This window comes from Mesorhizobium sp. P2_D5 (assembly GCF_056404355.1).
The window spans coordinates 285,631-311,406 of record NZ_JBFUEE010000002.1; the positions used below are offsets into that span (position 1 = coordinate 285,631).

General features: G+C 59.7%; 22 protein-coding genes. 15 read left to right on the forward strand and 7 right to left on the reverse strand.

What is annotated here, in order from left to right; all coding sequences use genetic code 11:
- The first annotated feature begins 14 nt into the window (after nucleotides 1-14).
- The 5 genes from AC1DYW_RS08195 (at nucleotide 15) to AC1DYW_RS08215 (ending at nucleotide 6,226) form a co-directional block, all read left to right on the forward strand.
- Nucleotides 15-1,292 carry a glycosyltransferase family 4 protein gene (locus AC1DYW_RS08195; RefSeq protein WP_477225780.1) on the forward strand — a complete coding sequence of 426 codons (1,278 nt, stop codon included), beginning with the start codon at nucleotides 15-17 and terminating at the stop codon, nucleotides 1,290-1,292.
- 39 nt (nucleotides 1,293-1,331) lie between these two features.
- Nucleotides 1,332-2,489, forward strand: a complete 1,158-nt coding sequence (locus AC1DYW_RS08200) for a glycosyltransferase (RefSeq protein ID WP_477225781.1) — start codon at nucleotides 1,332-1,334, stop codon at nucleotides 2,487-2,489.
- A 301-nt stretch (nucleotides 2,490-2,790) separates the two neighbouring features.
- Nucleotides 2,791-4,107, forward strand: a complete 1,317-nt coding sequence (locus tag AC1DYW_RS08205) for a polysaccharide pyruvyl transferase family protein (RefSeq protein WP_477225782.1) — start codon at nucleotides 2,791-2,793, stop codon at nucleotides 4,105-4,107.
- A 125-nt stretch (nucleotides 4,108-4,232) separates the two neighbouring features.
- Nucleotides 4,233-5,210 carry a glycosyltransferase family 2 protein gene (locus AC1DYW_RS08210; protein ID WP_477225783.1) on the forward strand — a complete coding sequence of 326 codons (978 nt, stop codon included), beginning with the start codon at nucleotides 4,233-4,235 and terminating at the stop codon, nucleotides 5,208-5,210.
- Between the two features lie 80 nt (nucleotides 5,211-5,290).
- A complete protein-coding gene (locus AC1DYW_RS08215; RefSeq protein ID WP_477225784.1) occupies nucleotides 5,291-6,226 on the forward strand; it encodes a glycosyltransferase family 8 protein in 936 nt (311 codons plus the stop codon).
- 60 nt (nucleotides 6,227-6,286) lie between these two features.
- Here the strand turns inward: AC1DYW_RS08215 and AC1DYW_RS08220 are convergent, their stop codons facing one another.
- Nucleotides 6,287-7,744 (reverse strand): oligosaccharide flippase family protein, encoded by a 1,458-nt coding sequence (locus AC1DYW_RS08220; RefSeq protein WP_477225785.1) that lies wholly within the window; start codon nucleotides 7,742-7,744, stop codon nucleotides 6,287-6,289.
- Between the two features lie 328 nt (nucleotides 7,745-8,072).
- Between AC1DYW_RS08220 and AC1DYW_RS08225 the strand changes: the two genes are divergently transcribed.
- From AC1DYW_RS08225 to AC1DYW_RS08245, 5 genes are all read left to right on the forward strand, one after another.
- A complete protein-coding gene (locus tag AC1DYW_RS08225) occupies nucleotides 8,073-9,140 on the forward strand; it encodes an acyltransferase family protein (RefSeq protein WP_477225786.1) in 1,068 nt (355 codons plus the stop codon).
- A 198-nt stretch (nucleotides 9,141-9,338) separates the two neighbouring features.
- The gene (locus tag AC1DYW_RS08230) at nucleotides 9,339-10,733 is read left to right on the forward strand and encodes a DUF4214 domain-containing protein (RefSeq protein ID WP_477225787.1); all 1,395 of its coding nucleotides are present in this window, start codon (nucleotides 9,339-9,341) and stop codon (nucleotides 10,731-10,733) included.
- 65 nt (nucleotides 10,734-10,798) lie between these two features.
- The gene (locus AC1DYW_RS08235; RefSeq protein WP_477226413.1) at nucleotides 10,799-12,085 is read left to right on the forward strand and encodes a glycoside hydrolase family 140 protein; all 1,287 of its coding nucleotides are present in this window, start codon (nucleotides 10,799-10,801) and stop codon (nucleotides 12,083-12,085) included.
- A 281-nt stretch (nucleotides 12,086-12,366) separates the two neighbouring features.
- Complete coding sequence (locus AC1DYW_RS08240; RefSeq protein WP_477225788.1) at nucleotides 12,367-13,428, forward strand: NAD-dependent epimerase/dehydratase family protein; 1,062 nt, start codon at nucleotides 12,367-12,369, stop codon at nucleotides 13,426-13,428.
- Nucleotides 13,429-13,433: 5 nt separating this feature from the next.
- Nucleotides 13,434-14,753 (forward strand): DUF4910 domain-containing protein, encoded by a 1,320-nt coding sequence (locus AC1DYW_RS08245; protein WP_477225789.1) that lies wholly within the window; start codon nucleotides 13,434-13,436, stop codon nucleotides 14,751-14,753.
- On the opposite strand, the gene rfbC is transcribed toward AC1DYW_RS08245, so the two are convergent.
- Nucleotides 14,748-15,299: a dTDP-4-dehydrorhamnose 3,5-epimerase gene (rfbC, locus tag AC1DYW_RS08250; RefSeq protein WP_477225790.1), complete on the reverse strand. Its 552-nt coding sequence runs from the start codon at nucleotides 15,297-15,299 to the stop codon at nucleotides 14,748-14,750. The genes AC1DYW_RS08245 and rfbC overlap by 6 nt on opposite strands.
- Nucleotides 15,300-15,652: 353 nt before the next feature.
- Between rfbC and AC1DYW_RS08255 the strand changes: the two genes are divergently transcribed.
- From AC1DYW_RS08255 to AC1DYW_RS08270, 4 genes are all read left to right on the forward strand, one after another.
- On the forward strand, nucleotides 15,653-16,948 hold the full coding sequence (locus AC1DYW_RS08255; RefSeq protein WP_477225791.1) for a methyltransferase domain-containing protein: 1,296 nt from the start codon (nucleotides 15,653-15,655) through the stop codon (nucleotides 16,946-16,948).
- Nucleotides 16,945-17,760 carry a sugar phosphate nucleotidyltransferase gene (locus tag AC1DYW_RS08260; RefSeq protein WP_095080663.1) on the forward strand — a complete coding sequence of 272 codons (816 nt, stop codon included), beginning with the start codon at nucleotides 16,945-16,947 and terminating at the stop codon, nucleotides 17,758-17,760. The genes AC1DYW_RS08255 and AC1DYW_RS08260 overlap by 4 nt, the downstream gene beginning before the upstream one ends.
- Nucleotides 17,757-18,410 (forward strand): PIG-L deacetylase family protein, encoded by a 654-nt coding sequence (locus AC1DYW_RS08265; protein ID WP_477225792.1) that lies wholly within the window; start codon nucleotides 17,757-17,759, stop codon nucleotides 18,408-18,410. Before AC1DYW_RS08260 ends, AC1DYW_RS08265 begins: the two co-directional genes overlap by 4 nt.
- A gap of 146 nt (nucleotides 18,411-18,556) precedes the next feature.
- Nucleotides 18,557-18,895, forward strand: coding sequence for a hypothetical protein (locus AC1DYW_RS08270; RefSeq protein ID WP_477225793.1), 339 nt, complete (start codon nucleotides 18,557-18,559; stop codon nucleotides 18,893-18,895).
- A gap of 220 nt (nucleotides 18,896-19,115) precedes the next feature.
- Here AC1DYW_RS08270 and AC1DYW_RS08275 read toward each other — a convergent pair whose 3' ends face one another.
- The 3 genes from AC1DYW_RS08275 to AC1DYW_RS08285 form a co-directional block, all read right to left on the reverse strand.
- Nucleotides 19,116-20,537: a glutamate-1-semialdehyde 2,1-aminomutase gene (locus tag AC1DYW_RS08275; protein ID WP_477225794.1), complete on the reverse strand. Its 1,422-nt coding sequence runs from the start codon at nucleotides 20,535-20,537 to the stop codon at nucleotides 19,116-19,118.
- 382 nt (nucleotides 20,538-20,919) lie between these two features.
- A complete protein-coding gene (locus AC1DYW_RS08280; RefSeq protein ID WP_477225795.1) occupies nucleotides 20,920-21,678 on the reverse strand; it encodes a LuxR C-terminal-related transcriptional regulator in 759 nt (252 codons plus the stop codon).
- A gap of 453 nt (nucleotides 21,679-22,131) precedes the next feature.
- Nucleotides 22,132-22,356 carry a hypothetical protein gene (locus tag AC1DYW_RS08285; RefSeq protein WP_095080680.1) on the reverse strand — a complete coding sequence of 75 codons (225 nt, stop codon included), beginning with the start codon at nucleotides 22,354-22,356 and terminating at the stop codon, nucleotides 22,132-22,134.
- Nucleotides 22,357-22,906: 550 nt separating this feature from the next.
- Here AC1DYW_RS08285 and AC1DYW_RS08290 point away from each other — a divergent pair.
- Nucleotides 22,907-24,334, forward strand: coding sequence for a hypothetical protein (locus AC1DYW_RS08290; protein WP_477225796.1), 1,428 nt, complete (start codon nucleotides 22,907-22,909; stop codon nucleotides 24,332-24,334).
- Between the two features lie 102 nt (nucleotides 24,335-24,436).
- Here AC1DYW_RS08290 and AC1DYW_RS08295 read toward each other — a convergent pair whose 3' ends face one another.
- Complete coding sequence (locus AC1DYW_RS08295) at nucleotides 24,437-24,610, reverse strand: hypothetical protein (protein ID WP_167458684.1); 174 nt, start codon at nucleotides 24,608-24,610, stop codon at nucleotides 24,437-24,439.
- 32 nt (nucleotides 24,611-24,642) lie between these two features.
- Nucleotides 24,643-25,767, reverse strand: a complete 1,125-nt coding sequence (locus AC1DYW_RS08300; protein ID WP_477225797.1) for a WD40 repeat domain-containing protein — start codon at nucleotides 25,765-25,767, stop codon at nucleotides 24,643-24,645.
- Nucleotides 25,768-25,776: the final 9 nt, after the last annotated feature.

A 25,776-nucleotide genomic window follows, 5' to 3' on the forward strand; every position in this document is an offset into this window, starting at 1 on the left:
CGGGGAAGGGGGACATGGGCAAACTCGAGTTCGACACGACGGAGTCGCCGCCACCACGACGGGCCAGACGGGTGAATGGACACCGAGCCGACGCACCCCTGGCCAGATCTGCTGCCGACGGCGCCGAATTCCTGATCGGGCATTCGGCTGGGGTGTGCGTGGACCCTGAAGCGCCGAGACGACGCTGGACGATAAACGGAGACTTCACGACACTTCGGCCGACCGGAGTGGCCCGCTACGCCCGCGAGGTCACCTTGGCTCTCGACGCCCTCATTTCGGAAGGCCATCCCCTCGGTCGCGATCTGGAAATCGATCTCGTGGTGCCGCGCCCGCTTTCCGAACCTCTCCGCCTCGATGCCATCTCCGTGCGTGTCGTTCCCGAATTCAACAGGCCGCGACTTCCCCAATTCTGGGTGCAGGCGCAGTTGCCCTGGCATGTGCCCGGAGGATTGCTGAGCTTCTGCAACCTCGCTCCGGTCGTGCTGAGGCGCCAGATCGCGTGCATCCACGACATGCACACCAGGCTCATGCCGTCGAGCTACGCGCGGGGGTTCCGGTGGGCGCACCGCCTGATCCTGCCGGCACTCGGCAGGCGGGCCGCCCGCATCACCACGGTCTCGCAACTCTCGCGCAGCCATCTGGTCGATTTCGGGATCGCGCCACAGCAAAACATCGTCGTCACCTACAACGGCAGCGACCATGCGAAGAGATGGGATGCAGCGAGATCGTCTCTGGTCGTCGACCGGGGCAGGCCGTATGTCCTTTGCCTTGGCAGGCGGGACCAGGAATACAAGAACATGGGGCTGCTCGCCAGGCTGGCCCCACTCCTCGACGGGATGGGTCTCGACCTCTGGATGCCAGGCGATGTCGACGAGACCACCGTCCTGAGGTACGTCCCGGAAATGCCCGGAAACATCGTCCTCCCTGGCCGCATAGGGGATGACGACTTCAAGAAGGCGCTCGAAGGCGCCCTGTGCTTCCTGTTCCCGTCACGGATCGAGGGCTTCGGGCTGCCCGCTGTTGAGGCGATGGCTTCGGGCTGCCCGGTCGTGGCCTCGACCTCGCCGTGTCTTCCCGAGATATGTGGGGATTCGGCCCTCTATGCCGATCCCGACGACGTCCAGTCATGGGCCGAAGCCATCCGCCTGCTGATGCTTTCCCCGGACTTGCGGCAACGGCTGGTCACCAAGGGGCACGCGAGGGCGAGCAGTTATTCCTGGCGGTGGATAGCGTGGAAATACCTCGAACTCATGGTTCAGGTCGACGCCGATTTCGGGGAGTACGGCAGTTGACCGGCAGCCAGTACAAGGATTGATCTCCAGGAGAGCACGATGAACGAGCGGCCCGACCCGCACGACCTACGCGTCGCGAGCAGACAGGCATCCGCCAGCTTGCTTCTTTTCGACAACTCCCTGTCGATCCTGAACAGAACTGGCGCCTACCACATTGCCAAGGATCTCACCGGGGAATTTGTCCAGGGCCAGGCCAAGGTCCGCTACTGGCGGCTCGGTTCCTTTGCGCCAGAGGGTCTTGCCCGCAAGATAGTCGCCCGGCTGATGATGCTGGAAATCAACTGGCTCCGCGATAGCGAGTTTCTCCTGATCCGTGACGGCGTCGAAGAGCGTGGCTTCCGGCTGTTTCTGGATCCGCTCTACGTCCTGAGGTCACGCCTGACCGAGAATGATATCGTCCTGTGCCACGATGTCGGTCCGCTGACGCACAAAGACCTCTACGGCGAACGGACTTGCGCCAACTACCACCTCGCTTACGAGAAGATCCGGCGCATCAAGCCGGGGGTCGTCTTCGTCAGCAATTTCTCTGCCCAGCAATTCAAGTCTCTTTTTGGCTCTGGTTTCCGGTTCCTGACGACAATCCCGCTGTATCTGCGCACCGAACTGTTTGACGGCCCGGCGGAAGCAATCTCCGGCTTGAGCGGTCGGTATTTTCTTACCGTGGGCGCGTTCGAAACCCGCAAGAACCAGATCGCCGCCCTGAAGGCGTATCGGGACGGTGGATTCCATCGCGAGGGAATAGAATACGTCTTGTGTGGGTCGCGTGGCGATGGTCATGCAGAGACCGCGGAACTGGCGGGATCCATCGCCGGAGTAAGGCTCATGGGCTACGTGCCCGATGCACAGCTGCGCTGGCTCTATGCGAACGCCGAGGCATTCGTGCTGCCGAGCCTTCTCGAGGGTTTCGGGATGCCTGCATTGGAGGCCGCTTACATGGGATTGCTGCCTATAGTGTCCGCGGACAGTGCGCTCGTGGAGGCGGTGGGAGGCCAATGCTTGCAGGTGCCGCCGAACGATCCCGCGGCGATCACAGACGCGATGCGAAAAGCACTTTCCCGAAGCCCTGCGGAGAAAGCGGAAACAAGCCGCTCGCTGCGCGACACGGCGTCAGCTGCAACCAAGGATCGGTTTCTCCAGCAATGGAGGGATTTGCTGACCGCAGACGCAGCCAGACGTGCAGGTTTGCGCAAACTGTAGGCAACAAAGCCCATTGGCTGAAATGCTCGGCTAGCCCGTCACCTTGCATGGCTCGCATAGCTGACGGATTTTTGCGGCGATGGTATCCCGCAGCGGGTCGGGTCAACCGGCTTTTCGGCGCAGATCAGCCTCATTAGGTGCGCCGCCGGACAAGGCTTCGATTGCCGAACGCCCGGCCACCCGCAGGCGCTGACACACCCAAAAAGAGGTGTTCTTCAGCCCATAGGTTGAGGCGAAGAAACGGACAGGTGGTTCTATAGTGCACTGCACTCACTCACTCACTTGAAAGCTACGGGTTCTTATGCAGTCCCAAAAAACGCAAACTGAAACCGTGCTTGAGCCTCAGCTCCGATCGCATCGATGGATCAATGGCTACGACCACGCGCATACTGTGCCAAGCACCAAGCGAATTCGGATTGGCCTGTTAGGGCAGTTTGGCGTCGGCAACTTCGGCAATGACGGCTCACTCGAGGCAATGATCGACACGCTCAGGCGGATTTGCCCCGAGGCCGAACTTTCCGTGATCTGCACATGGCCCGAATCCGTCGAGAAAGCCTTCGGCGTGGAGACCATCAGATTGACGCGGCCGGCCATCAAGTCGCGTTGGCTCGACTTGGCGAACCGCATGCTCGGTCGATTGCCCTACAAGATGTGGGGACCGATCCGCGCCTTCGTCAAACTTCGTGGCTTTGACGCTGTCATACTGCCTGGAACTGGTGCGTTCGATGATTTTGGCGACACTCCGTTTGGAATGCCCTACGTTTTCCTCAAGTGGTTTCTGATGGCGCGGCTAAGAGGCTGTGTCGTCGCATTTGCGAGCATCGGGGCCGGGCCTGCTTACCACCCCCTCAGTCGCGTGTTCTTCGCCTGGGCTGCCCGCTGCGCGTCATATCGTTCGTTTCGCGACAGGATTTCACGCGAATTCGTCAGGAGCCTCGGGGTTGATGTTGCGAACGACCGGGTTTTTCCCGATCTTGCTTTCGGACTACCAATCCTGAACGTCGAGCGTGAGGTCTCCGAGACCACTGTTGTTGGTGTGGGCGTGATGAACTACCGCGGTCGCACGGGTGGAGATGACTCGATCTATGAGACGTACATTGCCAAGCTCGCGGAGTTTGTCGCACGCACTGTGACGCGAGGCTTCGACATTCGACTTATCCTGGGTCAGGACAATGACGAGGTTGCGGTGGTCGATCTCATCGAGCGACTCCGCGGCCGGCTGTCCGAGGCTGATTTGGCCCGGGTCGTTTTCAATCGGTCTGCATCGCTGCACGACGTCATGGCGCAAATGCAGACGACTGACGTCGTGGTCGCCACACGATTTCACAATGTTGTTTGCGCCCTGCGGGTCGGGCTCCCTGTCATATCTCTCGGATACCTCGAAAAGCACGACGCACTTGCTGCCGACACCGGTCTATCGGCCTTTTGCACCAGCGTCGAAACCTTCAGCGTCGAATGGCTGGAGTCGCGGCTGGACGCACTCCTTGCCGAGCGGGAATTGCGAGCGCGGGAAGTTCGCGAAACGGTTTCGCGATACCGGCAACAACTTTTGGACCAGGAGGTTCTTCTTCGAACACAAGTTTTCGCCCATGCGGTGTCTCGTCCGATCTTGTCGTGAAGCTGAGAGCGGCGGGCATGGGCGACGCAAGATTCCATGAAAGCGACACGGAAGGTCGGATCGCCGTCTTGGTGAAACAGATGAGCAGATGCTCCCACGTTCAACAAATTCGTGAAGGTTGATCAATGCCACTAATCGACGTTGTGATTCCAAATTACTGCTACGGGCGCTACTTGCCTCAGTCCGTCGAGAGCATCGTGCGCCAGCAAGTAGAAGACATCAGGATTCTGATCGTTGACAATGCGTCAACCGACGACAGTGTCGATGTTGCAAATGAACTGGCAAGCCATGACAGGCGGATAACGGTTATCGCACGCGAAAAAAATCTCGGGTTGCACGCATCCTGCAATGAGGGAATCGATTGGGCCGTCTCGAAGTATTTTGTGATACTTTGTGCCGACGATCTGCTCGTCGAGGGTTGTTTTAAACGTGCCCTGTCGGTTCTAGAGCGGGAACCCGATGTTTCCTTTGCGTGTGGAGGCGAACTGGTTTGGCATGAGGACCGGCCCTTCCCGGCCGTGGAGAATTCAGACGCACATGACTGGCGATTTCTGTCCATGGAATCGTTCGCCCTGGAACGGTCGCTTCCCAGCAAAGTGTTGTTTGGAGGCGGCGCAGCGGTGATGAGAACCGCCGACCTCAAACGGGTTGGCCATTTCAGGCCGGAGATATCGTTCAGCGAGGACTTGGAAATGTTCCTGCGGCTGTCACTGGGCCGCAGAGCGGCGCTGACAAAGGCGATTCACGGAATACGGCGCGTGCACGGCGCGAATCTATCCGCCATATTCTGGCAGGACTTCAAGCGGGACATGATCGAGAAGAAACTCACCTTCGATAGTTTTTTCTCGCACGAGGCAGCGTCCGTGCCCGGGGTGGAACGGTTGCGCAGGGGCGTTTACCGAAACCTCGGAAAGCGTGCATACTGGTCCGGCCTTTCACACATCGCGCGCGGTGAGCGAGCAGCCGGTCTTGATCTGCTTAAATTTGCGGCTCAGCTCTCGCCAAGCCTGGCCTACATTCCGCCTGTAGACTACCTGGCCCATATGCCCAATCCGCTAGGCCACATCCGCACGCGCCTGGCGGAGGCCTGGAGCCGGCATTGAGAAACGATGTGACCGGCCATGTGGCTGCCATCACGCTGGTTCAGCCTCGGATCGGATGCAGTCCGTGTAGAGGATAACGCATGACCGAACAGCGCATCGGGGTCGTTTACCTGACCGACGGCAAGCGTGATGACCTGACTTATGCCAGCGCGGTGGCGTTGGGATTAAATCATGCACGGGGGATAGACATCCACATCGTCCAATCGGGGTTCAGCTCGGCCCCTCCGCCGACGGTGCTCAGGATCCTCCAGGCGAAGGGTCATCGGCTGGCGACCCACAGCCTTTCGAAGGTCGACCGGGGTTTACCCGGTCATGGCCACATAACATCGACTGCCTATGAAAAAACCGCAGCGATCGCCGCCGTCTCGGGCGATCACGATGTCGTCTGTTATCTCGACAATGATACGCTGGCCGTGCGACCTCTTGACCTGGCAGCGGCCGCCCCGACGACGCGACCTCTCGCCGCCGTGCCCGACCTTTCCATCTGCACAGGTCTCGACAACCGCGCATTCTTTGAGAATTGCGACAAGCATGGTCTCGAACGGCGTTACTTCAATTCCGGCTTTATGGCTATCGATGTGTCTCGATGGATTGGGTCGGGAATTCCCGAACGGTTCTCGTCCGCTCTAAAGTCGCACGCGTACTTCTGTCCCTATTGGGACGGCTCATGCACCCATATCGACCAATGCGCCTTCAACATCGCGGCCCAAGGTGCATGGGAGACGCTTCCCGTGGAGTTCAACGTGCAGAAGTCGGCATTCCAGACAAGCTATTGGGATCGGGCGTTGATCCGCCACTATACGGGGCCGGAGAAGTTCCTGCCGGCGGTGGCACATCGCATCGACAGCCGGGAACGGTCTGTACTCGGCCGCATATCTTGCAACTGCGGGGAACTCGGTCTGAATATTCCTCCTGCGTATCTGGGGTTAACCTACAAGGTCAACAGATTGCGCAGGAGAGCGTATCGGATCAGAATTTCGAGGCTCATTGGACAGCTTCCGGGCCCCTCCGTCTGAGCAGTCCTCCCGTCGACTTGCCGCGAGTTGGTGGCGCGGGATCTCGGATAAGTTTCGGTATCAACCTACCGAAACCCGTACCCGCCGGAGTCCCGGGAAAATCTTGATGATCTCATCGAGCAGGGGATGCCGGGTGATGATCAATCCAGCCGACCATCCTCCGAACGCCAACAGTCCCGCCGCAATGGCTTCCATATTGGAGAGGTCGAAACCGGAACCGGAAATCCCCACGGCTGCGAGGGGAGGGACAGCACTCGCGAAGGCAACGACAGCACTTTTGCCTAGCGCTGCGGCGATCTCCATGCGTCCAAGTCCCAGGCTGCGCCGGACGAAGCTCAGGGCAATATATGCCTGGAAGGGAACAGTCACTAGCATGCACCAGGCGGCTGCCTGCAATCCGCCGAAGACAATGGCTGCGGCGAGGAGAATGCCCGAAATTGGGAAGGCGATCAGCGCGCGGATGTACAAGTCGCGGATCGCCCCCATCGCAACCATTACGGGGTAATTGAGTTCGAAACTAAAAGAGAACAGCAACGCGATTGCGACGATTTGCACGAGTGGCGCGACCTCGGTCCACTGGTGACCAAGCGCGATGTTCACGGTCGGGTACGCCAAAACCGACAGCACGAGGAGCGCCGGCCAGTGGAGCGCGGTGATGAGGGAAAGGGCGGATAGATAGGGACGTTTCAAATCCCTGCCTTGCCTGACCTCGGCCGAGAAGGCGGGCAGCACGACCGCCATGGCGCCTCCGATAACCAACTTGTCGGGGATCTGGCCGATCCAGAGCGTCCTGCTGAACAAGGCTGCAGCATTCGGCGATATGAAGCGGCCGAGCAGGAGTAGGGGCAGCGCGTCAAAAATGCGGAAAAGAATGGCTATGGCGCCGTTGTATCCGCCGAACAAAACCATTCCTCGCCAGTTGGCGAGGGACGGCTTGAACATCCAGAAATGGGGCCATAGGGCGAAGGCGAGGCCTGCGGCAAGACCGCTGCCGATCAACCACGCCCAGACGAAACTCATGTAGCTGAAGCCCGCCAGTGCCAGAATGATCGTGGCTGCGGAATTCGTCACCGCTGCCACTATGTCGATGGCCGCAACCTTGCCGAAGGACATTTCCCTCCGCAGCAGAGCGGTTATCAGCGTTAGAGAGGTGTCGAGAAAGAGACAGGCCGCGACAACCCTGAAGTAGGGGATGAGGTTCGGCTCGCTGTAGAACGAGGCCAGAAGAGGGGAAACGACGACGAGCACGACGGCGATGACCCCGGTGAGGATGAACATCACCGTGGAGGCGCCGCGGATATCTTCACGGCTGAGATCCTCGCGCTGGATGAGGAAGCTCGCACTGGAGAACTCCCTTAGCGACAGGGCCATCGCCATGATGGCCATGGCGATCACCGACACCCCGATCTCCTTGGGCGTCAGTATCCGGGAAATCAAAGCTGCTGTGGCAAAATTCGTCACGAGCAGCACGTAGCGTTCGCCCACGCTCATCAGGAGTGCGCGTTTCACCGAAAGCATGCGTGTACCTTCCCGACCGAGGCGACCCGCCGCCTGCGTCCCGAGGGATAGTCGGACAAACCCAGTTGAAAGTCATGGCGTCCAATAGGCGAGGAATACAGCCGCCTAAAGCGGTAGCGCAAACCCAAGTGCTCCGTCCGCGCCTGAGCCGGCCCGCCGGCGGCTGAAGTCGTCGGGGCGGTCGGTTGGCGGAATATTTGCCCAACGAGCAAGCAGGGATCATTCGTCGGACGTAGGAGGGCCACGTCGGAGGGATGCCTTGTATTAAGGCCGGTTAGACGTAGGGTCAGTGACCCCTTTGCCCCTCTTTCTCACAGGACCGGATGGGATGGACCAGCAGGATCGCGAACTGTATGGACTGCAGATACTGCGTGCGATCGCAGCCTCGGGCGTCGTCATTCGCCACACCCTCGACATGTCCGATGGATCGGAAGCTGGGCGGTTCAGCCCGGTTTGGATGGCGACTTTCGGTGCGGCAGGCGTAGATCTTTTCTTCGTAATCAGCGGTTTCATCATGGTGTATGTGAGCTTTCCGCCTGGTCGAGCTGCGGATACACCTGGGCGTTTCATGATCAAACGGGCAAGAAGAATATTTCCGCTGTATTGGATCTGCAGCGCTGGGATACTGGCAATATCGCTGGTTGGGTTTTTGAAGCACAAAAACATAGGCGAGTTTTCAATTTTTAATTCTATATTTTTGCTTCCAGGGGACAAATTGATATTTGTCGCATGGACGCTTTCATATGAGATGTATTTTTATGTCGCCTTCGCGATATGTCTCATTTTCGGCAAGCTCGTTCAGACATCCATCTTGACAGTTTTGCTTATGATCTGCGGAATTGTGTTGGGGCGTTGGATTCAGGATTCAAGTTTTTCTGAATTTATCTCTAGCCCTATCGTGCTTGAGTTTTGCTTTGGTATTGCCATAGCGCTATTGTTTATCTCAAGAAGTAAATGGGAATATCCGCCGGCACTCGGCGCGCTCGGGTTTTTCTTGATAATTGTTTCTCCAGTCTTCGTTAGTCATCCCGGCGATACAGCCATATTGCGAGTCATCGCATGGGGCCTTCCAGCAACTTTGATAGTGGGGGCCTTCCTCAAGACCAAGCGACCGCGATCGAAGGCCGGCCGGGGAGTGATCCTGCTTGGGGATGCATCTTATGCCATCTACCTGACCCACATCTTTGTGATGCTGGGGTATGGTTGGCTAATCAAGGCGACATTCGTTGGGGGAGTATCACAGGTTTCCTTCGCTCCCATGATCATATGCTTGTGCCTTGTTGTCGGTGTTCTGACGCATCTCTTCGTGGAAAAGCCAATTCTGGAGCTGCTACGGAAGGTCACAATCCTTCAGCGGAGGCCGCCGCCGCTGGAGGCTGGCAGTCTGCCAAGGTAATCCAACCGGCGGCCGTCCATTGACGACGCGGGCCTAAGGAGCAGTCTCCGAAAGGGGTAGTGCAAGTACCCTGTTCACCCGTATGAGCAAATTGCTACCCCCGATCACATGCCCGACAATCCGGGCTGAATTTGAAATCGGGCAGCGGAGGCTGTTGCCATGTCCTTTCGTTTCGCAACCGCTGCGGCCTGCCTGCTGGTGACCGTTGCGCCTGCTTCCGCAGATGTCCTCTGGGGCGTCAACGGCCATCCGATAACCGCCTATCCGGGCATCCCGGTTGAGTTGCAGCTCGACTTCGTCAAGAATCTCGGCCTGAAATCATACAGGGTCAACATAACCAGCGAAGACAACGCTGATACGCTTGCCGCCCTTGTCGACGCCGGAAAGACCAGAGGGATCGAGATCCTGCCTTTGATCACCCCCGCGGGCATCGACCTGGACAAGGATAGCCCCGAAGAGCTCTACGGGAAGACCCGGAAACTGGCGATCGCCCTTGGCACCAGGTTCAAGAGCGATATCCGCGTTTGGGAACTTGGCAACGAGATGGAGAACTACGCCATCATCAAGCCCTGCGAGAAACGCGACGACGGCTCGCAATATCCATGTGAATGGGGACCTGCAGGAGGAACCGGAGCGCTCGATTACTACGGCCCGCGCTGGGTGAAGGTGAGCGCCGTCCTCAAAGGTCTGTCCGACGGCATGACAGAGGTCGATCCGGGCATCAGGAAGGCGATTGGCACCGCCGGATGGGGTCACACCGGCGCTTTCGCGCGGATGAAGCAGGACGGGATCGCCTGGGACATCTCGGTCTGGCACATGTATGGCGAGGACCCGGAATGGGCTTTCCGCGAAATCTCGGCATACGGCAAGCCGATCTGGGTCACCGAATTCAACAGTGCCAATGGAAGTCAGCGCGGCGAGCGGCAGCAGGCCGATGGTATCAAGCAGACAATGACGCGGCTTCGCGAGCTCAACGAGAAGTACAAGGTCGAGGCCGCGCAAATCTACGAACTGTTCGATGAGACCTACTGGGCCCCCGGCTTCGAAGCCAATATGGGGCTGGTGAGGCTCACCGCTGCATCCGAGGGCAAATGGAGGGTCGGCGAACCGAAGCCCGCCTACAAGACGGTGCGTGACTTCACCCGCGGCCCGCAGCCGCTGCCCAAGCCGCATCGGGAGTGCGACCCAGAGGCGACGGCCGCGAACAAGTCCGTATATGTGAGGCAGGCGAGCCTCGCCTACTGCCTCGTGCTGGGGCGTGAGGGCGACACCCAAAGCGTGGATCAGTGGTCGGCTGCTCTTGAAAGCGGGGACAGGACGATCGGTGGAATGGCCGTGGAACTCATGCGCTCGGACGAGTTCCAGACCAGCTATGCTACGATCGGCCTTACGGACCGCGCCTACATCGGTTTCCTTTACATGCTGTTTCTCAACCGTCCCGCTGACGATTACGGGATAGAAACCTATTCCCGGCAGCTGCGCGCGGGGACCATGACGCGAGAGGACCTGGCCTTCGGCATCATCGATTCATCGGAATTCAGATCCCAACACGCTGCCACCCGCGACGTGTCCGCAGCGCCGCCCCCCGGGTGAGCAAGAGGAGCGTCAAGGCAGTGCGCCTCGCATCTGTTCTGATGGCCAGCGCCCTTTTGGCGGCTATGGCGACCGGAAGCTTGGCCTGTGAGCGTTCTGGCGGGACAAAGTTCCCTCTGCGGATCGAATCCGGAAAAAACTACCCGGTCGACAGGGAAGGCCATCCGTTCTTCATGCACGGAGACTCGCCCTGGTCGCTGATCGGCGACCTGACGGACGAGGACGCTTACCTCTACCTTGAGGACCGCAGGGCTCGCGGGTTCAACACCGTTCTGGTCAACCTCATCGAGCACCGATTTTCCCGCAACGCGCCTGCAGACGCGTATGGCGACAGACCATTCGCCGACAACCAAGATTTCGTTGTTCCCAACGAGGCATATTTCGCCCATGCCGATCGCATCCTGCAGAGGGCTTGCGATCTTGGTTTCCTGGTGCTGCTCGCTCCGGCATATCTCGGATATGGCGGTGGCGGTGACGGTTGGTATCAGGAAATGGCGGCTGCAGGGGCAGGGGAGCTTGCGGCCTATGGCCATTTTGTTGGACGTCGCTACCGACGCTTCGACAACATCATGTGGGTCAACGGCGGCGACTACAATCCTGCGGACAAAGATCTGGTCAGGGCTCTCGCCAAAGGCATCATGGACGAGGACCCCGATGCTCTCAGCACTTTCCACGGCCATTCCGATACGGCGCCGCTAGATTTCTGGGGCCCGGAAACCTGGCTGAAGGTGAACAACGTCTTTACCTATGGCCCGGTCTATACGACAGCGATCAGGGAGTACGATCTCGCCAGGGGTATGCCTTTCTTCCTGATCGAGACTGCCTACGAATTCGAATACGATGCCGACGAGTACCGGATCCGCGTCCAGGCTTACCAGGCGATCCTCTCGGGCGCATTCGGGCATCTCTATGGCAACAACCCGATCTGGCATTTCGACGGGCCCGGCCTCCATCAGCAGACCATGGAGTGGAAGGAGGCCCTCGACAGTCCCGGCGCAAAGAGCATGGAGGTGCTTATAGCCTTCATCTCGTCGATAAAATGGTGGCTGCTGGAACCCGACAGCAAGAACAGATTTCTTGTCGATGGCATGGGCAAGGACATGGGGAGGGCGGTCGCTGCGATGGCCAAGGACGGCTCCTACGCCGTCGTCTACATGCCCAGCAACGAGGCCGTCACCGTCGACCTCGCGCAGCTTTCGGAGACTATCGTCCACGCCCGCTGGCGCGATCCCACCAGCGGGGAATTGACGGATGTCGAAGGTTCCCCTTTCAAGGCGGAGCGCACAACTTTCAAGCCGCCAGAGCTCAACAGCCGCGGCTACCCGGACTGGATTCTGGAACTCACGCCTTAGGTCCTATGGAGCAAGGCCAACGCCATGCACAAGCTGCGCGCAGTCAGCGAAGGCCAGGTGTGCGCCCAAGACAGCAAGGCGAGGCAGCGGCGTTCGCCAACTGGGGTGTGGATCCGGCTCACGCCGATCGCCGAAAGGATTAGCCGCGCACCACCCGAAAGAGGTAGCGGGCGGCGAGGCTTCGTCCAACGGGCCATCCTGATCGCCTATTGGCGTTCTCCCTCACTGTTTTCAGCCAAAGTAGCCTCTGCGCGATCATATCCGTTGGGGAAAGGTGTGCGATGAAAGTCATGGTAACGGGCCATCAAGGCTATATCGGCTCGGTGATGGTGCCTATGCTGCTCCGCGCGGGGCATTCGGTCACGGGCTACGACAGCGATCTCTACCGGCGCTGCACCTTTGCTTCGGGCGGAGAGCAGGCTTCCGTTCCGTCCATCCAAAAGGACGTCAGGGACGTGCAAGCGCGCGACCTCGAAGGGGTCGATGCCGTCATCCACCTGGCGGCTCTTTCCAACGACCCGCTGTCCGACCTCGATCCGGACATCACCTACGAGATCAACCACAAGGGCAGCGTTCGTTTCGCGAAGGCGGCCAAGGAGGCCGGCGTGTCGCGCTTCCTCTTCGCCTCCTCGTGCAGCAATTACGGCCAGGCGGGCGAGGGGATGGTCGATGAAACGGGCGAGTTGAACCCGGTCACGCCCTACGGCTGGTCCAAGGTGCTTTCGGAGCGGGATATCTCGGAATTGGCCGACAGCAGCTTCTCTCCGACCTATTTCCGGCCCGCCACCGCCTACGGCGTGTCACCCCGGCTCCGCTTCGACATCGTGCTGAACAATCTGGTCGCCTGGGCCGTCACCAAAGGCGTGATCCTCCTGAAGTCGGACGGGACACCGTGGCGGCCGATCGTCCACATCGAGGACATTTCCAGGGCGTTCATCGCCGGACTGGAAGCGCCGCGCGAGGTCGTCCATAACGAGGCCTTCAATGTGGGACAAACGGACCACAATTACAGGATCCGCGACATAGCCGAGATTGTAGCCAAAGTCGTGCCGGGCTGCCGGCTTGAATTCGCGTCGGATGCTGGACCCGATAAGCGGTCCTACCGCGTCGACTTCGGCAAGATCGCGCGCTCCCTTCCTGCCTTCAAGCCGCAGTGGGATGCGCGCAAGGGCGCCGAGCAACTTTACCAGGCCTACGGCAAGTCCAATGTCACTCTCGAGGAATTCGAAGGACCGCGCTTCCAGCGTATCGGCCACATCAGGTATCTTCTGGCCAACCGGCTTCTGGATGACCGGATGCGGGTCACTGAACCCTCGCGAAAGCTGGAGGCAGCGGCAAGCTAACCGGAATGGAACACATAACCCCCGAGGGACTCGGCGCGCCGCCGTCTCCCACCGACCTCGGCCAGGAAATCTATGCCTTGGCCGAACGTCTGTTTCCGATTTGCAGGAGCATCACCGGGGACGGTGTGCGGGAGACGCTGGATATCCTGTCGGGGCACGTCGACCTGGAACGGCATGAGGTGCCCACCGGCACGCAGGTGTTCGACTGGACTGTTCCAAAGGAATGGAACGTCCGCTCGGCCAGCATCATTGGCCCGGACGGGCAAACGGTCGTGGATTTTGCCGACTCCAACCTGCACGTCGTCAACTACAGCGTACCCTTCAAGGGGATCCTGCCGCTCAACGAGTTGATGTCGCATATTCACACGCTGCCCGACCAGCCGGGAGTGATCCCCTACCGCGCCTCCTACTACGCCCCGACATGGGGCTTCTGCGTCGCCTACGACCGTGTCGCCAAAATGCCCGACGGTCTCTACCGGGTGGAGATCGATGCCGAGCTTAAGGACGGCAGCCTCACTTACGGCGAATACCTGCACCGGGGGCAGACCGACCGGGAATTCCTTCTTTCGGCGCACATCTGCCATCCCTCATTGGCCAACGACAACTGTTCGGGCCTGGCCCTGCTGGCAACCCTTGCGAAAAGCATGAAGGCAAGAAAGACACGATACAGCTACCGCTTCCTGTTCGCTCCAGGCACGATCGGGTCGATCGCGTGGCTGTCTCGCAACGAGGGCCGGACACATCTCATCGACCACGGCCTGGTGCTGTCATGCGTGGGGGACGCGGGACGCCCTGCATACAAACGCAGCCGTCGTGTCGATGCCGTCATCGATCGTGCCATGGCTCACGTGCTGGGGCGTGAAGCCGGAGCAAAGTTGATGGATTTCTCACCCTACGGCTATGACGAGAGGCAATATTGTTCGCCGGGCTTCAATCTTCCGGTCGGCATGTTCCAGCGGAGCGTCCACGGCACCTTCCCCGAATACCACACCTCGGCTGACAATCTCGACTTCATCAAGCCGGAGTACCTGGAGGATTCCTTCCGTATCCTGACGGACGTGATCGACATCGTCGAAGGGGACTGGACGCCGTTGAACCTCTGTTCCAAGGGCGAACCACAACTCGGCAGGCGCGGCCTCTACGCCGCCCTGGGCGGGCAGGCGTCTTCGGGAGCAACCTCGATGTCTCTGCTTTGGGTGCTCAATCTCGCCGACGGCCAGCATTCGCTTCTCGCGATGGCGGAGCGCTCGGGTCTGCCGTTCAGGGAACTGGCCGCCGCCGCGAGATTGCTGTCGGATCACGGTCTGCTGGCCGCGGCTTCATAAGGCACCAGCGGCCGTTCTCTGCTTGAGCAACGGCCACGTCTTATCCCTTTCCGACATCGCCGTCGGCATCAAAGGCCAGGCTATCGAAAAGACAGGGTCGTTGTAGCGCACGCCCGTCGACGCATGGGGCGTATAGAATTGCGATATGAGATACGAGACCTCGGCATCGTCCGTAAGGGTCTGCAGCCCGTGAGCGAAGCCGGCAGGGATGTAGACCTGCCTCATGTTCTGGGGCGTCAGCTCGAAGCCCAGCCAATTGTACCGTGTCGGCGAGTTCGGGCGCAGATCCACCACGACATCGAAAATCGCGCCGCGGACACAGGAGACGAGCTTCACCTCGGCGTACGGGTCGTCCTGGAAATGCAGCCCCCGCAGTGTTCCTTTTTTGACCGAATGTGCGCGGCTGTGTTGGACAAAGCGCGTCGCCAGCCCGCAATCGGCCATCTCCTTTTCACAGAATGTGCGGGTGAAGGAACCGCGATCGTCAACCACCGGTGTCGGCTCGATCAGCCAGACACCCTTCAGCTCCGTTTCGGTAAACCGCATGTCTGCCCAAATCCCTAGTAGCCGGGCTCAGTTAGCCGGGCTAGCACCGCGGTCGGATTGTCGGCACCGCCTGCCTGGGCTGGAAGAGCTACCTAAGCCTTAGGTGGCTTCTCCGATCGCGGTATGCCGGGCCGACCGCATTACCCCGTTCGGAGGTCCTTGCGCCGTCATTGCCCCCGCCGTTTCCCTATAAGGATTAAGGCACCCAACGGATTGGCAAATCGAACTCGGGGGGCGCCCCGTCCTAACCTGCGTTGAAAAGATGCACTCCCTGCGGAGCGCGGCGGGCACAGGTTCATCGTCAGGCCACCGCGTCTCCGTTTTTTCAAACCAGGGCGACAGAGGGGTACGGAATGAATATTCAGGCTGTCGAAATTGCTCGCGACCAGAACACGGCACGCCGCAATGTCAGCTGCAGGCTGTGCGGATCGCGCCTGCGCCACAGTCTGGTCGACCTGGGCATGTCGCCACCTTGCGAGAGCTTCCTGCAGGCCGACCAGCTTGACCAGATGGAACTGTATTATCCACTCAATGTCCTGGTCTGTGAGCGCTGCTACCTGGTGCAGCTCAAGGAGTATGTGAGCCCCGAGACCATTTTCAACGAATATGCCTACTTCTCTTCCTTCTCGACAAGTTGGGTGGCCCACTCGAAAGCCTATTGCGAAGCGATCACGAAGCGACTTGGGCTTGGCGCCGACAGCTTCGCGGTAGAACTCGCAAGCAATGACGGCTACCTGCTGCAGCACTTCCTGCCGCTCGGCGTTCCCGTGCTTGGCATCGAGCCGGCGGCCAACGTTGCGCGCGCTGCGGTCGAGAAGGGCGTGCCCACCCGGGTCGACTTCTTCGGGGTGCGGCTGGCACTTCAGATGGTGGCCGAAGGACTCCGCGCCGATCTGATCATCGGCAACAACGTCCTGGCGCAGGTGCCCGACCTCAACGACTTCGTCGCGGGAATAAAGATCCTGCTCAAACCGGAGGGCGTGGTCACTCTCGAGTTCCCGCACATCGAGCGGCTGATGATGGAGAACCAGTTCGACACCATCTACCACGAGCATTTTTCATATTTCTCACTGCTGACGATCGACTTGATGGCGGCCCGCCACGGGCTGCGGTTGATCGACGTCGAGGAACTGCCCACCCATGGCGGATCGTTGCGTGTTTATCTCGCCAACGAGGGCAGCAGCCGGGCCACGGATGACAGTGTCGCCGAACTCCTCGAGCGCGAAAAAAGGCACGGGCTTACGGAAATGACGACCTACGCCTCTTTCGGCTACAAGGCGCAGCGCGCGAAGCGCGATCTCCTGGCGTTCCTGGTTTCGGTCAAAAACGAGGGCAAGACGATTTGCGGTTACGGCGCGCCTGGCAAGGGCAACACGCTGCTCAACTACTGCGCCATAGGCACCGACTTCCTCGACTTCACGGTGGACCGCAATCCTTACAAGCACGGCCGCTTCACGCCGGGTATGCACATCCCGATCAAGCCCATCGACGCGATCGACGAGGCCAAGCCAGACTACATCCTGATCCTTCCCTGGAACCTGAAGGACGAGATCATTCAGCAGATGCACCACGTCGCCGCCTGGGGCGCGAAATTCGTGGTGCCAATTCCTTTTGTGACAGTGATCGATCTATCGGAGTTACGGAGATGAAAGTCGTCCTTTTCTGCGGCGGCCGCGGGACCCGGATCCGCGACTATTCCGAAAGCATACCAAAGCCGATGATTCCGCTCGGCCACCAGCCGATCCTGCGCCACGTCATGCAGTGGTACAGCGATTACGGGCATGACGAATTCGTGCTGTGCCTGGGCTACAAGGCCAACGTCATCAAGGATTTTTTCCTTAACACCCGGCCACAGACCTTTTCCGATTGCGTGGTTACGCACGGAGGCCAGGACGTGAAGCTGCTGGGTGACACGGTCAAGGACTGGAGCATCACCCTGCTCGATACGGGCATCTGGCGCAACATCGGAGAACGCCTCTGGGCTGCGAAGGATCACGTCAAGAACGAGAAGATGTTTCTGGCCAACTACTCCGATGGCCTGACCAATGTAGACCTCGACGATGTGATCGCGAAGTTCGAGGCCAGCGGCAAGATCGCCTGCTTCCTCGCCGTGCGGGCGCCGCTGACATACCATTTGGCCGACATCGCTGAAGACGGTCGCGTGCGCGAGTTCCGCACGACGGAGACGTCCGAGATCTGGATCAATGGCGGCTACTTCGTATTCCGTCCCGAAATCTTCGACTACATGCGTGACGGCGAGGAACTCGTTATCGAACCTTTCAAGCGATTGATCGATGACAACATGCTGATGGCGTACAAGCACGACGGGTTCTGGCGTTCGATGGACACGCTGCGTGATTGGCAATCGCTCGAAGACATGGTCGAAAAGGGGGACATGCCCTGGAACAGGAGGGTCACCGCGGAGAAAATCAGGCGCAGCATGGTGATGGCCGCATCATGAGGGGACTTGGCCTCGCACGTCGCGGGGAGAAACTCTCGATCCTCTGCCTTGGTGCCCATTCTGACGACATAGAGATCGGTGCGGGAGGTACGATCCTCGGGCTGATCGCGTCGGGGGTCGAACTGGATGTCGATTGGTGCGTGCTGAGCGCCGGCGGCCAGCGGTCTGCCGAAGCCAGGGCTTCGGCCGAGGCCTTTCTCCAGGGATCGCACTCGTCCACGGTCCACGTCGCCGATTTCGAAGACAGCTACTTTCCGACCCATAGTCGATCCATCAAGCAGTGGCTGGTGGATCTAAGATCGCGGGTTCATCCCGACGTGGTGCTGACCCACGCCAGGTTCGACGCCCATCAGGACCACCGGGAGGTCAACCAACTTACCTGGAACGTCTTCCGCGACCACCTGGTGCTCGAATACGAGATTCCGAAATGGGACGGTGATCTTTGCCAACCCAATGCCTACGTGCCGCTTACGGCCGACGTGCTCGAACGCAAGATCGAACTCCTTTACGAGCACTTCGGGACGCAGCGCTCCAAGGACTGGTTCGACCGCGAAACATTCGCCGGCCTTGCCAGGTTGCGCGGGATGGAATGTCGGGCACCCGAGCATTTCGCCGAGGCGTTCACGCTTCGAAAGGTCAAGATTTTTTAGCGGCTTTTCACATATATTTTCGCCGAGAAGAGAATGGTGGATGACCGAATGAAACGGGTGAAAAGGGGGTTGAACTGACCGGACGATCTGTTACTTAAATCGCTACCACTGGGTTAAAAATACAACAGAAGCTGGCCATCGGTCCTATGGCTTACCTTCTGTCTTTTTCTGCCTTCCATTTTGAAATTGAAGGGATTTTTATCAAAATGGGCAATGCAATCATTGCGCCGGGATACTCTTTCAGCGAAGCTCGCATCGGAACGGTCGAGGGCGGAGAATCCGGGGTTCTGGTGTGGAAATCCGACCAACTGGTCGCCGTCCTTACCCAGATCGACGAGGAAGCCTACTGCACAAAAGGCAAGTGGTTCCTAGAGACAGGCTTCGGCCTGCTGAGCGGGCTGCACAAGAACTTCGATACGATCGAGGAAGCCGTTAAATGGGTAGGGATATACACCTTCCCCGAGCCAGTTCCTGCCGTAGATTGATCGGCGGATTCCGCGACAGCAAGGCGCCTATGCAAGCCAGCGATGGCTTCGGCCCGTGTCCTGTACCGACCTCGCCTGAAAGGCCTTGCAGCCCGCACCTTGCGGCTTCCCGAACGGAAATGAGATCCTTTCCCATCCTCTCATGCGGAAACAATGCGGGATTGCCGCATAAGGGTCCGTCCTTGCTCCAAGAGAACGAGAAAGCAACGCCTTCGTGGCGTCAGGATGTTACCGCGAGCCGGGCTTCAGATTGCCCCATGGTCGGATTGTTCGCGGCTGGAGGGCTCTCTGGAGCCGTCATTTCAGCTCGGCCGTCACCATTGTTAAAACGGCGGAAGACAACCTGCGTGGGTCGGCCTACCAAGAAACGGCTCGTTCCCGATTCCAGGGCCTGGGCATAGACCGCCAGGGCGCCGTCGACGGCCTCTATCGTCTTCATGACGGCCGCGTCGTCATGGGTGTAGCTGACGACGAGAGACGGCATGAGCACGCCACGCCTGATCGTCTCCTGCAGGAACAGCGAGCGGTATGCCTGTGACGGCTTGCCGTTAGGGTCGAGCGTGGCATAGGCCAGGCAGCAGGGACGGCCGACAACCTTGAAGTGGCCATCCACCCCATGCCGTCTGGCGGCCTCTGCGATCCCGGCCCTCAGTTTCGTCCCCTGACGGTGCAGGTGTTCAATCACGGACTCGTTCTGGTAAGTCCGCATGGTCGCGATCGCCGCCGCAAGCGCATGGGTCTCGGCGCCATGCGTGGTCGACAGCAGAAACACCCTTGGGCGGTCCGTATGCTCGAGGCCGCCGAGCCGCATGTATTCGCGTTTGCCGGCCAGGGCCGAGACCGAAAACCCATTGCCAAGCGCCTTGCCGAATGTCGACAAGTCCGGTTCTATGCCATAGAGCTTCTGTGCCCCGGACGCATGCCATCTGAACCCGGTGATCATCTCGTCGAGAATGAGCAGTGCGCCCTTTTCCCTGCAGAGACGCTGGACTTCATGCAGGAATCCGTCCACCGGATCGTCGCCGCGGGAAGGCTCGAGGATCAGGGCGGCCAGCTTGCCGGGGTGCCTGTCGAACAAATCCCTCACGCTGGCGATGTCGTTGTACCGGAAAGTGACGGTGAGCTTTCGGACCGCCTCCGGAATTCCAGCGTTCATCGGTGTGGTCCCGATGAACCAATCGTCTGTCGAAAAGAAGGGATGGTCGGCGCAGCAGGCAACGAGATCGCGACCCGTGTAGGCGCGGGCAAGGCGAACGGCTCCCGAAGTCGCATCCGATCCGTCCTTGCAGAACTTCACCATCTGCGCGCCGATGAGCTCCAGGAACGTCTCGGCGCAGTCGACCTCGATCCTGGCCGGCCGCGTGAAATTGGATCCACCTTGGAGGGCTGCCTCCACGGCTCTGACCACGGTCGGGTAGGCGTGTCCCAGCCCGACGGAACGGTTGCCCATGCCGTATTCGATGTACTCGTTCCCGTCGACGTCCCAGACATGGCATCCCAAACCGCGCTCGATGAAGCCCGGCGCGAGGACGGGATACTGGTCTTCGCCTTTTGCGTAGGTGTGGCTACCGCCCGGGATCAGTTCACGACCGCGTTCCTGCAGGCGGACGGATTTGCGAAAACGAAGGCTTTGCTCAGACATGCCGACCACTCCATTCCGGCAGCAAGTCTACATGCTGGGCTCAGGATTTCGCGTTCTCCATAAGGTCAGCGGTTAGCACTTATGGTGGATACACAGGCGGGCACCGACTGATACCGAGCAAATGGAACAGCTTTTCAGGGTGCTACGGAACCAGATCATCGCTAGGGATGCAGGCGTTTCGGAGCACTCCGCAAATGTCCACCTCCGGCACACTGCCGGGAGTTAGGGGCATCCGCGTCGGAGCGCGACCGTATATCTCGGACGGCTCCCGACGCCATTCAAGGCAACGGAAATCCATCGGCCGTCATTGAATGAATCTGTAGTGCGGTACAAATACGACCCGCCAGGGTTCACCCAAGGCGGGTCGTCTTGTTGTTTGCAATCACTCTTCGGCCAGAGCTCCCTCTGCGAAGAGATCATTGACCTTGTAGGCCACTTCCGTGCGGTTGCTGGCCTTCAATTTCTTCATGATGTTTCGGATGTGGACCTTCACGGTGCTTTCGCGCAGGTTCAGCTCGTAGGCGATGATCTTGTTCGCCTTGCCGCGCCGAAGCGCCTGGGCAACCTCTGCCTGCCTGAGCGTGAACATGCCCGTCAAAGGCTGCGTGTCGCGGCTACCTGTACCTATAAGGTGCCGCATGGAAAGGACACTGCTCGCCGGGACGAAGATGCCTCCCGCTGCCGCAAGGTTGATCGCCTCGACACAGACGTCGATCCCGACCGAGGTCGGAATGTAGCCGCGTGCGCCGCATTCGAGAGCCGTCAGTATCTGTCCAAGGTCTTCGGTGTCAGCCAGGATGACCACGGGGACCGACTTGAACTCGGACGAAATATGCCTGATCTCGTCGGCGATGCCATGATCGGTGACCTTCCGGCCGCCAAGGTTGAAGAGTATAGCTGCAAGTGGAGGGGCTGCCCCCTTCTTCATGCGCCATTCTTCGATCGAACCCATGGCGACGACCGCCATGCCGAGTTCGTGATCCTCAAGGGCCGATGCAAGACACTCGCGGTCTAGTGCCCTTCCGTCCAGCATGAGAAGGTATTGCTTGCCTGCCTGCTCGTGGACATTTTCTATTCCGCTAGACGGAACTCCCGATTGATTTGTCGAAGTGTAGTTGTGCAGTCCTACTGTTGAACCCATACTTATACCCACCCTTTCCCCAACGAAAGCCGCTTAGCGGCGCCCAACAAAGCCCCTCATCTCTTGAATTGAAAGTTTGATACCCAACCCATTTTAAAGCTTCAGGCCGTTACCCCAACCTGGAGCCTTGAGCAGTTCTTGGCTGCCGACATGTACAGCAGCTTGGGCAGTCTATGGGCTATCCATAAGCAGTCTCTAACTTAGGTTAATTTTCGGTAAAATTTTTAAGTCTGTGTATGAAACGTACACAGTGGGTCCCGAGCGCTGCGAGACCTTGGATGGGACGGCCCGGCCATTCCCATGGCGCAGCTCCACGCGGCGAACCCGCCGTCGAGCCAGGTCCCAAGAGGTTGATTTGGAACGGCAAGCAGGATCCGCCTGCGGGCAGGCTGACGTGGGAGAAATGAAGTCCTTCACTATATAGCTTTACAGACCCCAAGACGGGGCCTGGTCTCAGGCGTTTCCCTGGGGATTGGCCTCGCTGAGCCACTTCACATCCAGAACCGTCCCGTCAACGTGGATCACGGTTTCGAAGGCCTCTATAAGCCTTTTGGCGGCTTTGCTGGCAATGTGGGACTCGGGATAATTTGCCTCCACTACCCGCGCCCGCTCGTAAACTTCCTTGAGTTTCGTGACCTGCTTGGGACCGAATACGCTCTGTACAACCTGAGTGGTCATACCGCTTCTCCTCCTGGTGCTGGAACTCAAACAACCCGCCCTTTGCCCAGCGCTCCCACAATTTCATCATTAACACAGGATTTTGCAACTGAAAGCAAAAACAAGCCTGCAACCGTACTGTAAGATTACTATTTTCTTTGGTCGAGGCGTTCTTTAGTAGGCGTTCGCGGACCGAGGGTTAGCCGTTTGCAGGAGGCGTAGGCCGGACTGCCATCGCGAAACAAAGAAGCCCACCGACCTGCTTGTCACCCCTCGCTCGAAAACGAAAAGGCACTCCTTTCATATCCTCCGATCTGCCGCCGTGAATTTTACAACGCAGCAGCCGTGACCGGGACATTCAGCTATTCAACCTTTGAGCGTACGCCGGGCGGACGATCACGCTTCGGCACCCACCCGGGGAGGAGCACTTGCACGTCCTGCGGATGCGGGTGTCAGGCTACGTCCTTTGGCTCTCTTGCCCGCGATATCCATCTGCCGAAAGATGGGTGGTCGGACGGCTTCCTGCGTCCGCAGAGTCTAGGGCCAAACCAAGCGGGAGGCTCGATCAACAATGCAGGTCTCTTTGGTCGGGCTGCTGGTGTGCGCGGCGATTTTGGCCGTTGCCCGCTATTCCAGGGGAATGCTGATCATCGGCCTGATCGCGTCCCAGGCGTTTGGTGCGACCGCCATCGTGACGCTAACCTTTCTAGGAGGGTCGTCTCCGCTGATCTACACCATGTTTGCGGCCCTGCTCGTCATGGCCGTGACAGTCAGGCGGCGCATCTGGCTCGACCTTGGAAGTGTGTTCGGGAGCATCCGCCCGGTCTGGGTTCTCACAAGCCTCATGGCTTACGCAATCATCGGGGCATGGCTGTTTCCAAGATTCTTCGCAGGACAGACCGCCGTCTTCGTGCAGTCGAAAACCCGGGGCGCTGTCGTCGAAGCGTCCTTGGCCCCGGTTTCGGCCAACACTTCACAGACGGGCTACTTCATTCTTGGCGGGCTCACCGCCATCGCGCTTTGTGTGCTGCTGCTCCACTCTCAAAGGATCGACCAGGTCCGCCGCGGCTTCTTCTTGTGGTGCGGTCTGCACACGGGCATGGGGCTGGTCGATTTTATCGGCAAGAATGCAGGAGCGGGAGACCTGCTGGCCCCGATCAGAACCGCCAATTACGCACTCATAACCGAAGCGGTCGAGCAAGGATTCGTGCGGATCACGGGACCATTTGCGGAGGCCTCTTCGTTCGCCAGCGTTTCCCTCGCCTGCCTGGCATTCTGCTACACCTACTGGCGAAAGACCAAGTCACGCCTTGCCCAGTGGCTGGCGGGCGTCCTGCTCTTCCTGACCATTCTGTCGACCTCATCGACCGCTTACGTCGGTCTTACTCTCCTGTGCCTTCCGGTCGCCTTCTCGATGTTGGTTTCGGTCCTCAGGGGGCGGGTCGAGCGCGAGGACATAATGGTAACCGCTCTGATGGCGATAGGCGTGGTCGCCATCATGGGCATCAGCCTCTACCATGCCGGAGCCTTGGAGCCTTTCGTCAGGCTGATCAACAGCACCATCATCAACAAAGCGGATTCTGCCTCAGGCCATGAGCGCACCTATTGGAACATGAAGAGCCTGCAGTCCTTCCTGGACACCAGCGGCCTTGGTGTCGGTTTCGGCAGTTCCAGGGCATCGAGCTGGCCGATCGCAGTCCTTTCCCAACTTGGCCTGTTCGGATCGCTGATGATGGCGATCCTGCTCGGCGTCCTGGTCAGCGGATTGGGACGGATGCGGGAATGGGTGGATCCGGAAACCGAAGCGGTCGTGACGAGCGTCAGGAATGCTTCCATCGCCGGCATAATTGCCAGCTCACTGTCGGGTGGCAGCGCCGATCCGGGCATCCTCTTCTTCATCGCACTTGCCGTGGTTTGCGCCACGAAGGTCCATGCTCGGCGCACGTTGACAGCGTTTGAGCGAACCGCCTGGCATCAGACAGCGGCAGAGGCAGCATGAACGGTCTCGCCGTCTGGCACGCTGCAATCATGACGTGGCAACGGCGGCGGCTCCGCTCCACGGGATCGCCTCGTCACCCGAGGAACGGACAGTCCCGCCAGCCTAGTTGGTCTTCAGCTTGCCGACCCGGTTTTCGGCGATCCAGCGGGCGGCCAGCACAAGCGCGCCCATGCTGAAATCCTTGCCATGCCTGGCCACCATCTCTTCCGACAGCTTGGCCAGCCGTTCGAAGAATTCGTCCTTGCTCTCGTCCTCTGCGGTGAGTTCGGTCTGCATGTCATCCTCCTGTTTCATGTGGACTGCGTCCGCTATTTGAACATCTGCGCGGGAAAGGTGACGATCGCGGCGGTGCCGTCGACAGATCCCATCGCCAGGTGTCGTCCGTCACTGGACCAGGCGAGAGCGGTGACAGCGCTGCCCAGGGGTCTGACGAGAAGCTCGCCGCGCGACCCGATCTGGGCGACGATGATGCGGCCGTTGGCGTAGCCCGCCGCAATCAGCATTTTCTCGGGGTGCGCCGCCACCGCTTCGACCAGAACCAGCCCGGCGCGACCCGTCTCCAATGCGCCCGAGGTTTCACCGCCAAATGGCGGGGCGGTCATCGACCAGCCGGCGATCCGGAACGCGCCCGAGGCAAACAGCGCATTTGCCGGCGCGCTCCAGCACACCGTCCGAACGGGCGATGGAAATCCCGCGACGATATCGGCTCGGCCATCGGCCAGGCTGATCAGCGCAAAGCCGCCGGTCTCAAGCCCGCAGGCCAACCAACGCCCGTCGCCGCTCCAGCGGATCGATACCGGGCGCGATGAAAGAGAAATGTCTCGTATCAAGGCAGCGTCGCCTTCGACCGACCAGATCGACAGCCCCTCATCAAGGCCGCAGGCGAGGTGTCTCCCGCCAGGCGAGAACGCAAGGGCGTCGATGGACGATGTCGTGGCATGTTTCAGCTTCACCGCGCCCTGGCCGCTCGACAGGAAGACATCCTTTCCGTTGCTGACGGCCGTCAGCGTCGCCCGGGCGCAGTGATCCATGGCCACGATCGGCCCGTCGATCCTGGCCAGGGGTTCCGCGACTTCACCGCCGGCGGTCAAAGGCAACGCTTCGCCGCTGGCCGCGCCGACCAGAAAGCCGGAATGCGCATGGGCGGCGAGGGGGACGTCGCCATCGCCGAACGCCGCCGTGGCGATCAATGGGACTGGTGGCTTTTCCCGGGGGCGGATCGTCGTCTGGCCGAGATCGTTGCTCACCCTGATCCGCGACTCCGGCGGCTCGTGATCCGCGACCGCGGCAATGGCGACGGTGCCGTCGACGGAGGTGAAGGCGACAGCCGAACCGTCGGCGCTGAAGCGCAGATCGGCGATCGCCGACGGCCGCTGCCAGCCGCGGGCCAGAAGGTCGAACAAGGTCAGGTTCTGCATCGTCTGCTGGTTCATGCCATCTCT

What these genes read in the sequence shown, in the direction of transcription:
- AC1DYW_RS08195 (WP_477225780.1), top strand. Translation starts at nt 15, where the DNA reads ATGGGCAAACTCGAGTTCGACACGACGGAGTCGCCGCCACCACGACGG.
- AC1DYW_RS08200 (WP_477225781.1), top strand. Translation starts at nt 1,332, where the DNA reads ATGAACGAGCGGCCCGACCCGCACGACCTACGCGTCGCGAGCAGACAG.
- AC1DYW_RS08205 (WP_477225782.1), top strand. Translation starts at nt 2,791, where the DNA reads ATGCAGTCCCAAAAAACGCAAACTGAAACCGTGCTTGAGCCTCAGCTC.
- AC1DYW_RS08210 (WP_477225783.1), top strand. Translation starts at nt 4,233, where the DNA reads ATGCCACTAATCGACGTTGTGATTCCAAATTACTGCTACGGGCGCTAC.
- AC1DYW_RS08215 (WP_477225784.1), top strand. Translation starts at nt 5,291, where the DNA reads ATGACCGAACAGCGCATCGGGGTCGTTTACCTGACCGACGGCAAGCGT.
- AC1DYW_RS08220 (WP_477225785.1), bottom strand. Translation starts at nt 7,744, where the DNA reads ATGCTTTCGGTGAAACGCGCACTCCTGATGAGCGTGGGCGAACGCTAC.
- AC1DYW_RS08225 (WP_477225786.1), top strand. Translation starts at nt 8,073, where the DNA reads ATGGACCAGCAGGATCGCGAACTGTATGGACTGCAGATACTGCGTGCG.
- AC1DYW_RS08235 (WP_477226413.1), top strand. Translation starts at nt 10,799, where the DNA reads ATGGCGACCGGAAGCTTGGCCTGTGAGCGTTCTGGCGGGACAAAGTTC.
- AC1DYW_RS08240 (WP_477225788.1), top strand. Translation starts at nt 12,367, where the DNA reads ATGAAAGTCATGGTAACGGGCCATCAAGGCTATATCGGCTCGGTGATG.
- AC1DYW_RS08245 (WP_477225789.1), top strand. Translation starts at nt 13,434, where the DNA reads ATGGAACACATAACCCCCGAGGGACTCGGCGCGCCGCCGTCTCCCACC.
- rfbC (WP_477225790.1), bottom strand. Translation starts at nt 15,299, where the DNA reads ATGCGGTTTACCGAAACGGAGCTGAAGGGTGTCTGGCTGATCGAGCCG.
- AC1DYW_RS08255 (WP_477225791.1), top strand. Translation starts at nt 15,653, where the DNA reads ATGAATATTCAGGCTGTCGAAATTGCTCGCGACCAGAACACGGCACGC.
- AC1DYW_RS08260 (WP_095080663.1), top strand. Translation starts at nt 16,945, where the DNA reads ATGAAAGTCGTCCTTTTCTGCGGCGGCCGCGGGACCCGGATCCGCGAC.
- AC1DYW_RS08265 (WP_477225792.1), top strand. Translation starts at nt 17,757, where the DNA reads ATGAGGGGACTTGGCCTCGCACGTCGCGGGGAGAAACTCTCGATCCTC.
- AC1DYW_RS08270 (WP_477225793.1), top strand. Translation starts at nt 18,557, where the DNA reads ATGGCTTACCTTCTGTCTTTTTCTGCCTTCCATTTTGAAATTGAAGGG.
- AC1DYW_RS08275 (WP_477225794.1), bottom strand. Translation starts at nt 20,537, where the DNA reads ATGTCTGAGCAAAGCCTTCGTTTTCGCAAATCCGTCCGCCTGCAGGAA.
- AC1DYW_RS08280 (WP_477225795.1), bottom strand. Translation starts at nt 21,678, where the DNA reads ATGGGTTCAACAGTAGGACTGCACAACTACACTTCGACAAATCAATCG.
- AC1DYW_RS08285 (WP_095080680.1), bottom strand. Translation starts at nt 22,356, where the DNA reads ATGACCACTCAGGTTGTACAGAGCGTATTCGGTCCCAAGCAGGTCACG.
- AC1DYW_RS08290 (WP_477225796.1), top strand. Translation starts at nt 22,907, where the DNA reads ATGCAGGTCTCTTTGGTCGGGCTGCTGGTGTGCGCGGCGATTTTGGCC.
- AC1DYW_RS08295 (WP_167458684.1), bottom strand. Translation starts at nt 24,610, where the DNA reads ATGCAGACCGAACTCACCGCAGAGGACGAGAGCAAGGACGAATTCTTC.
- AC1DYW_RS08300 (WP_477225797.1), bottom strand. Translation starts at nt 25,767, where the DNA reads ATGAACCAGCAGACGATGCAGAACCTGACCTTGTTCGACCTTCTGGCC.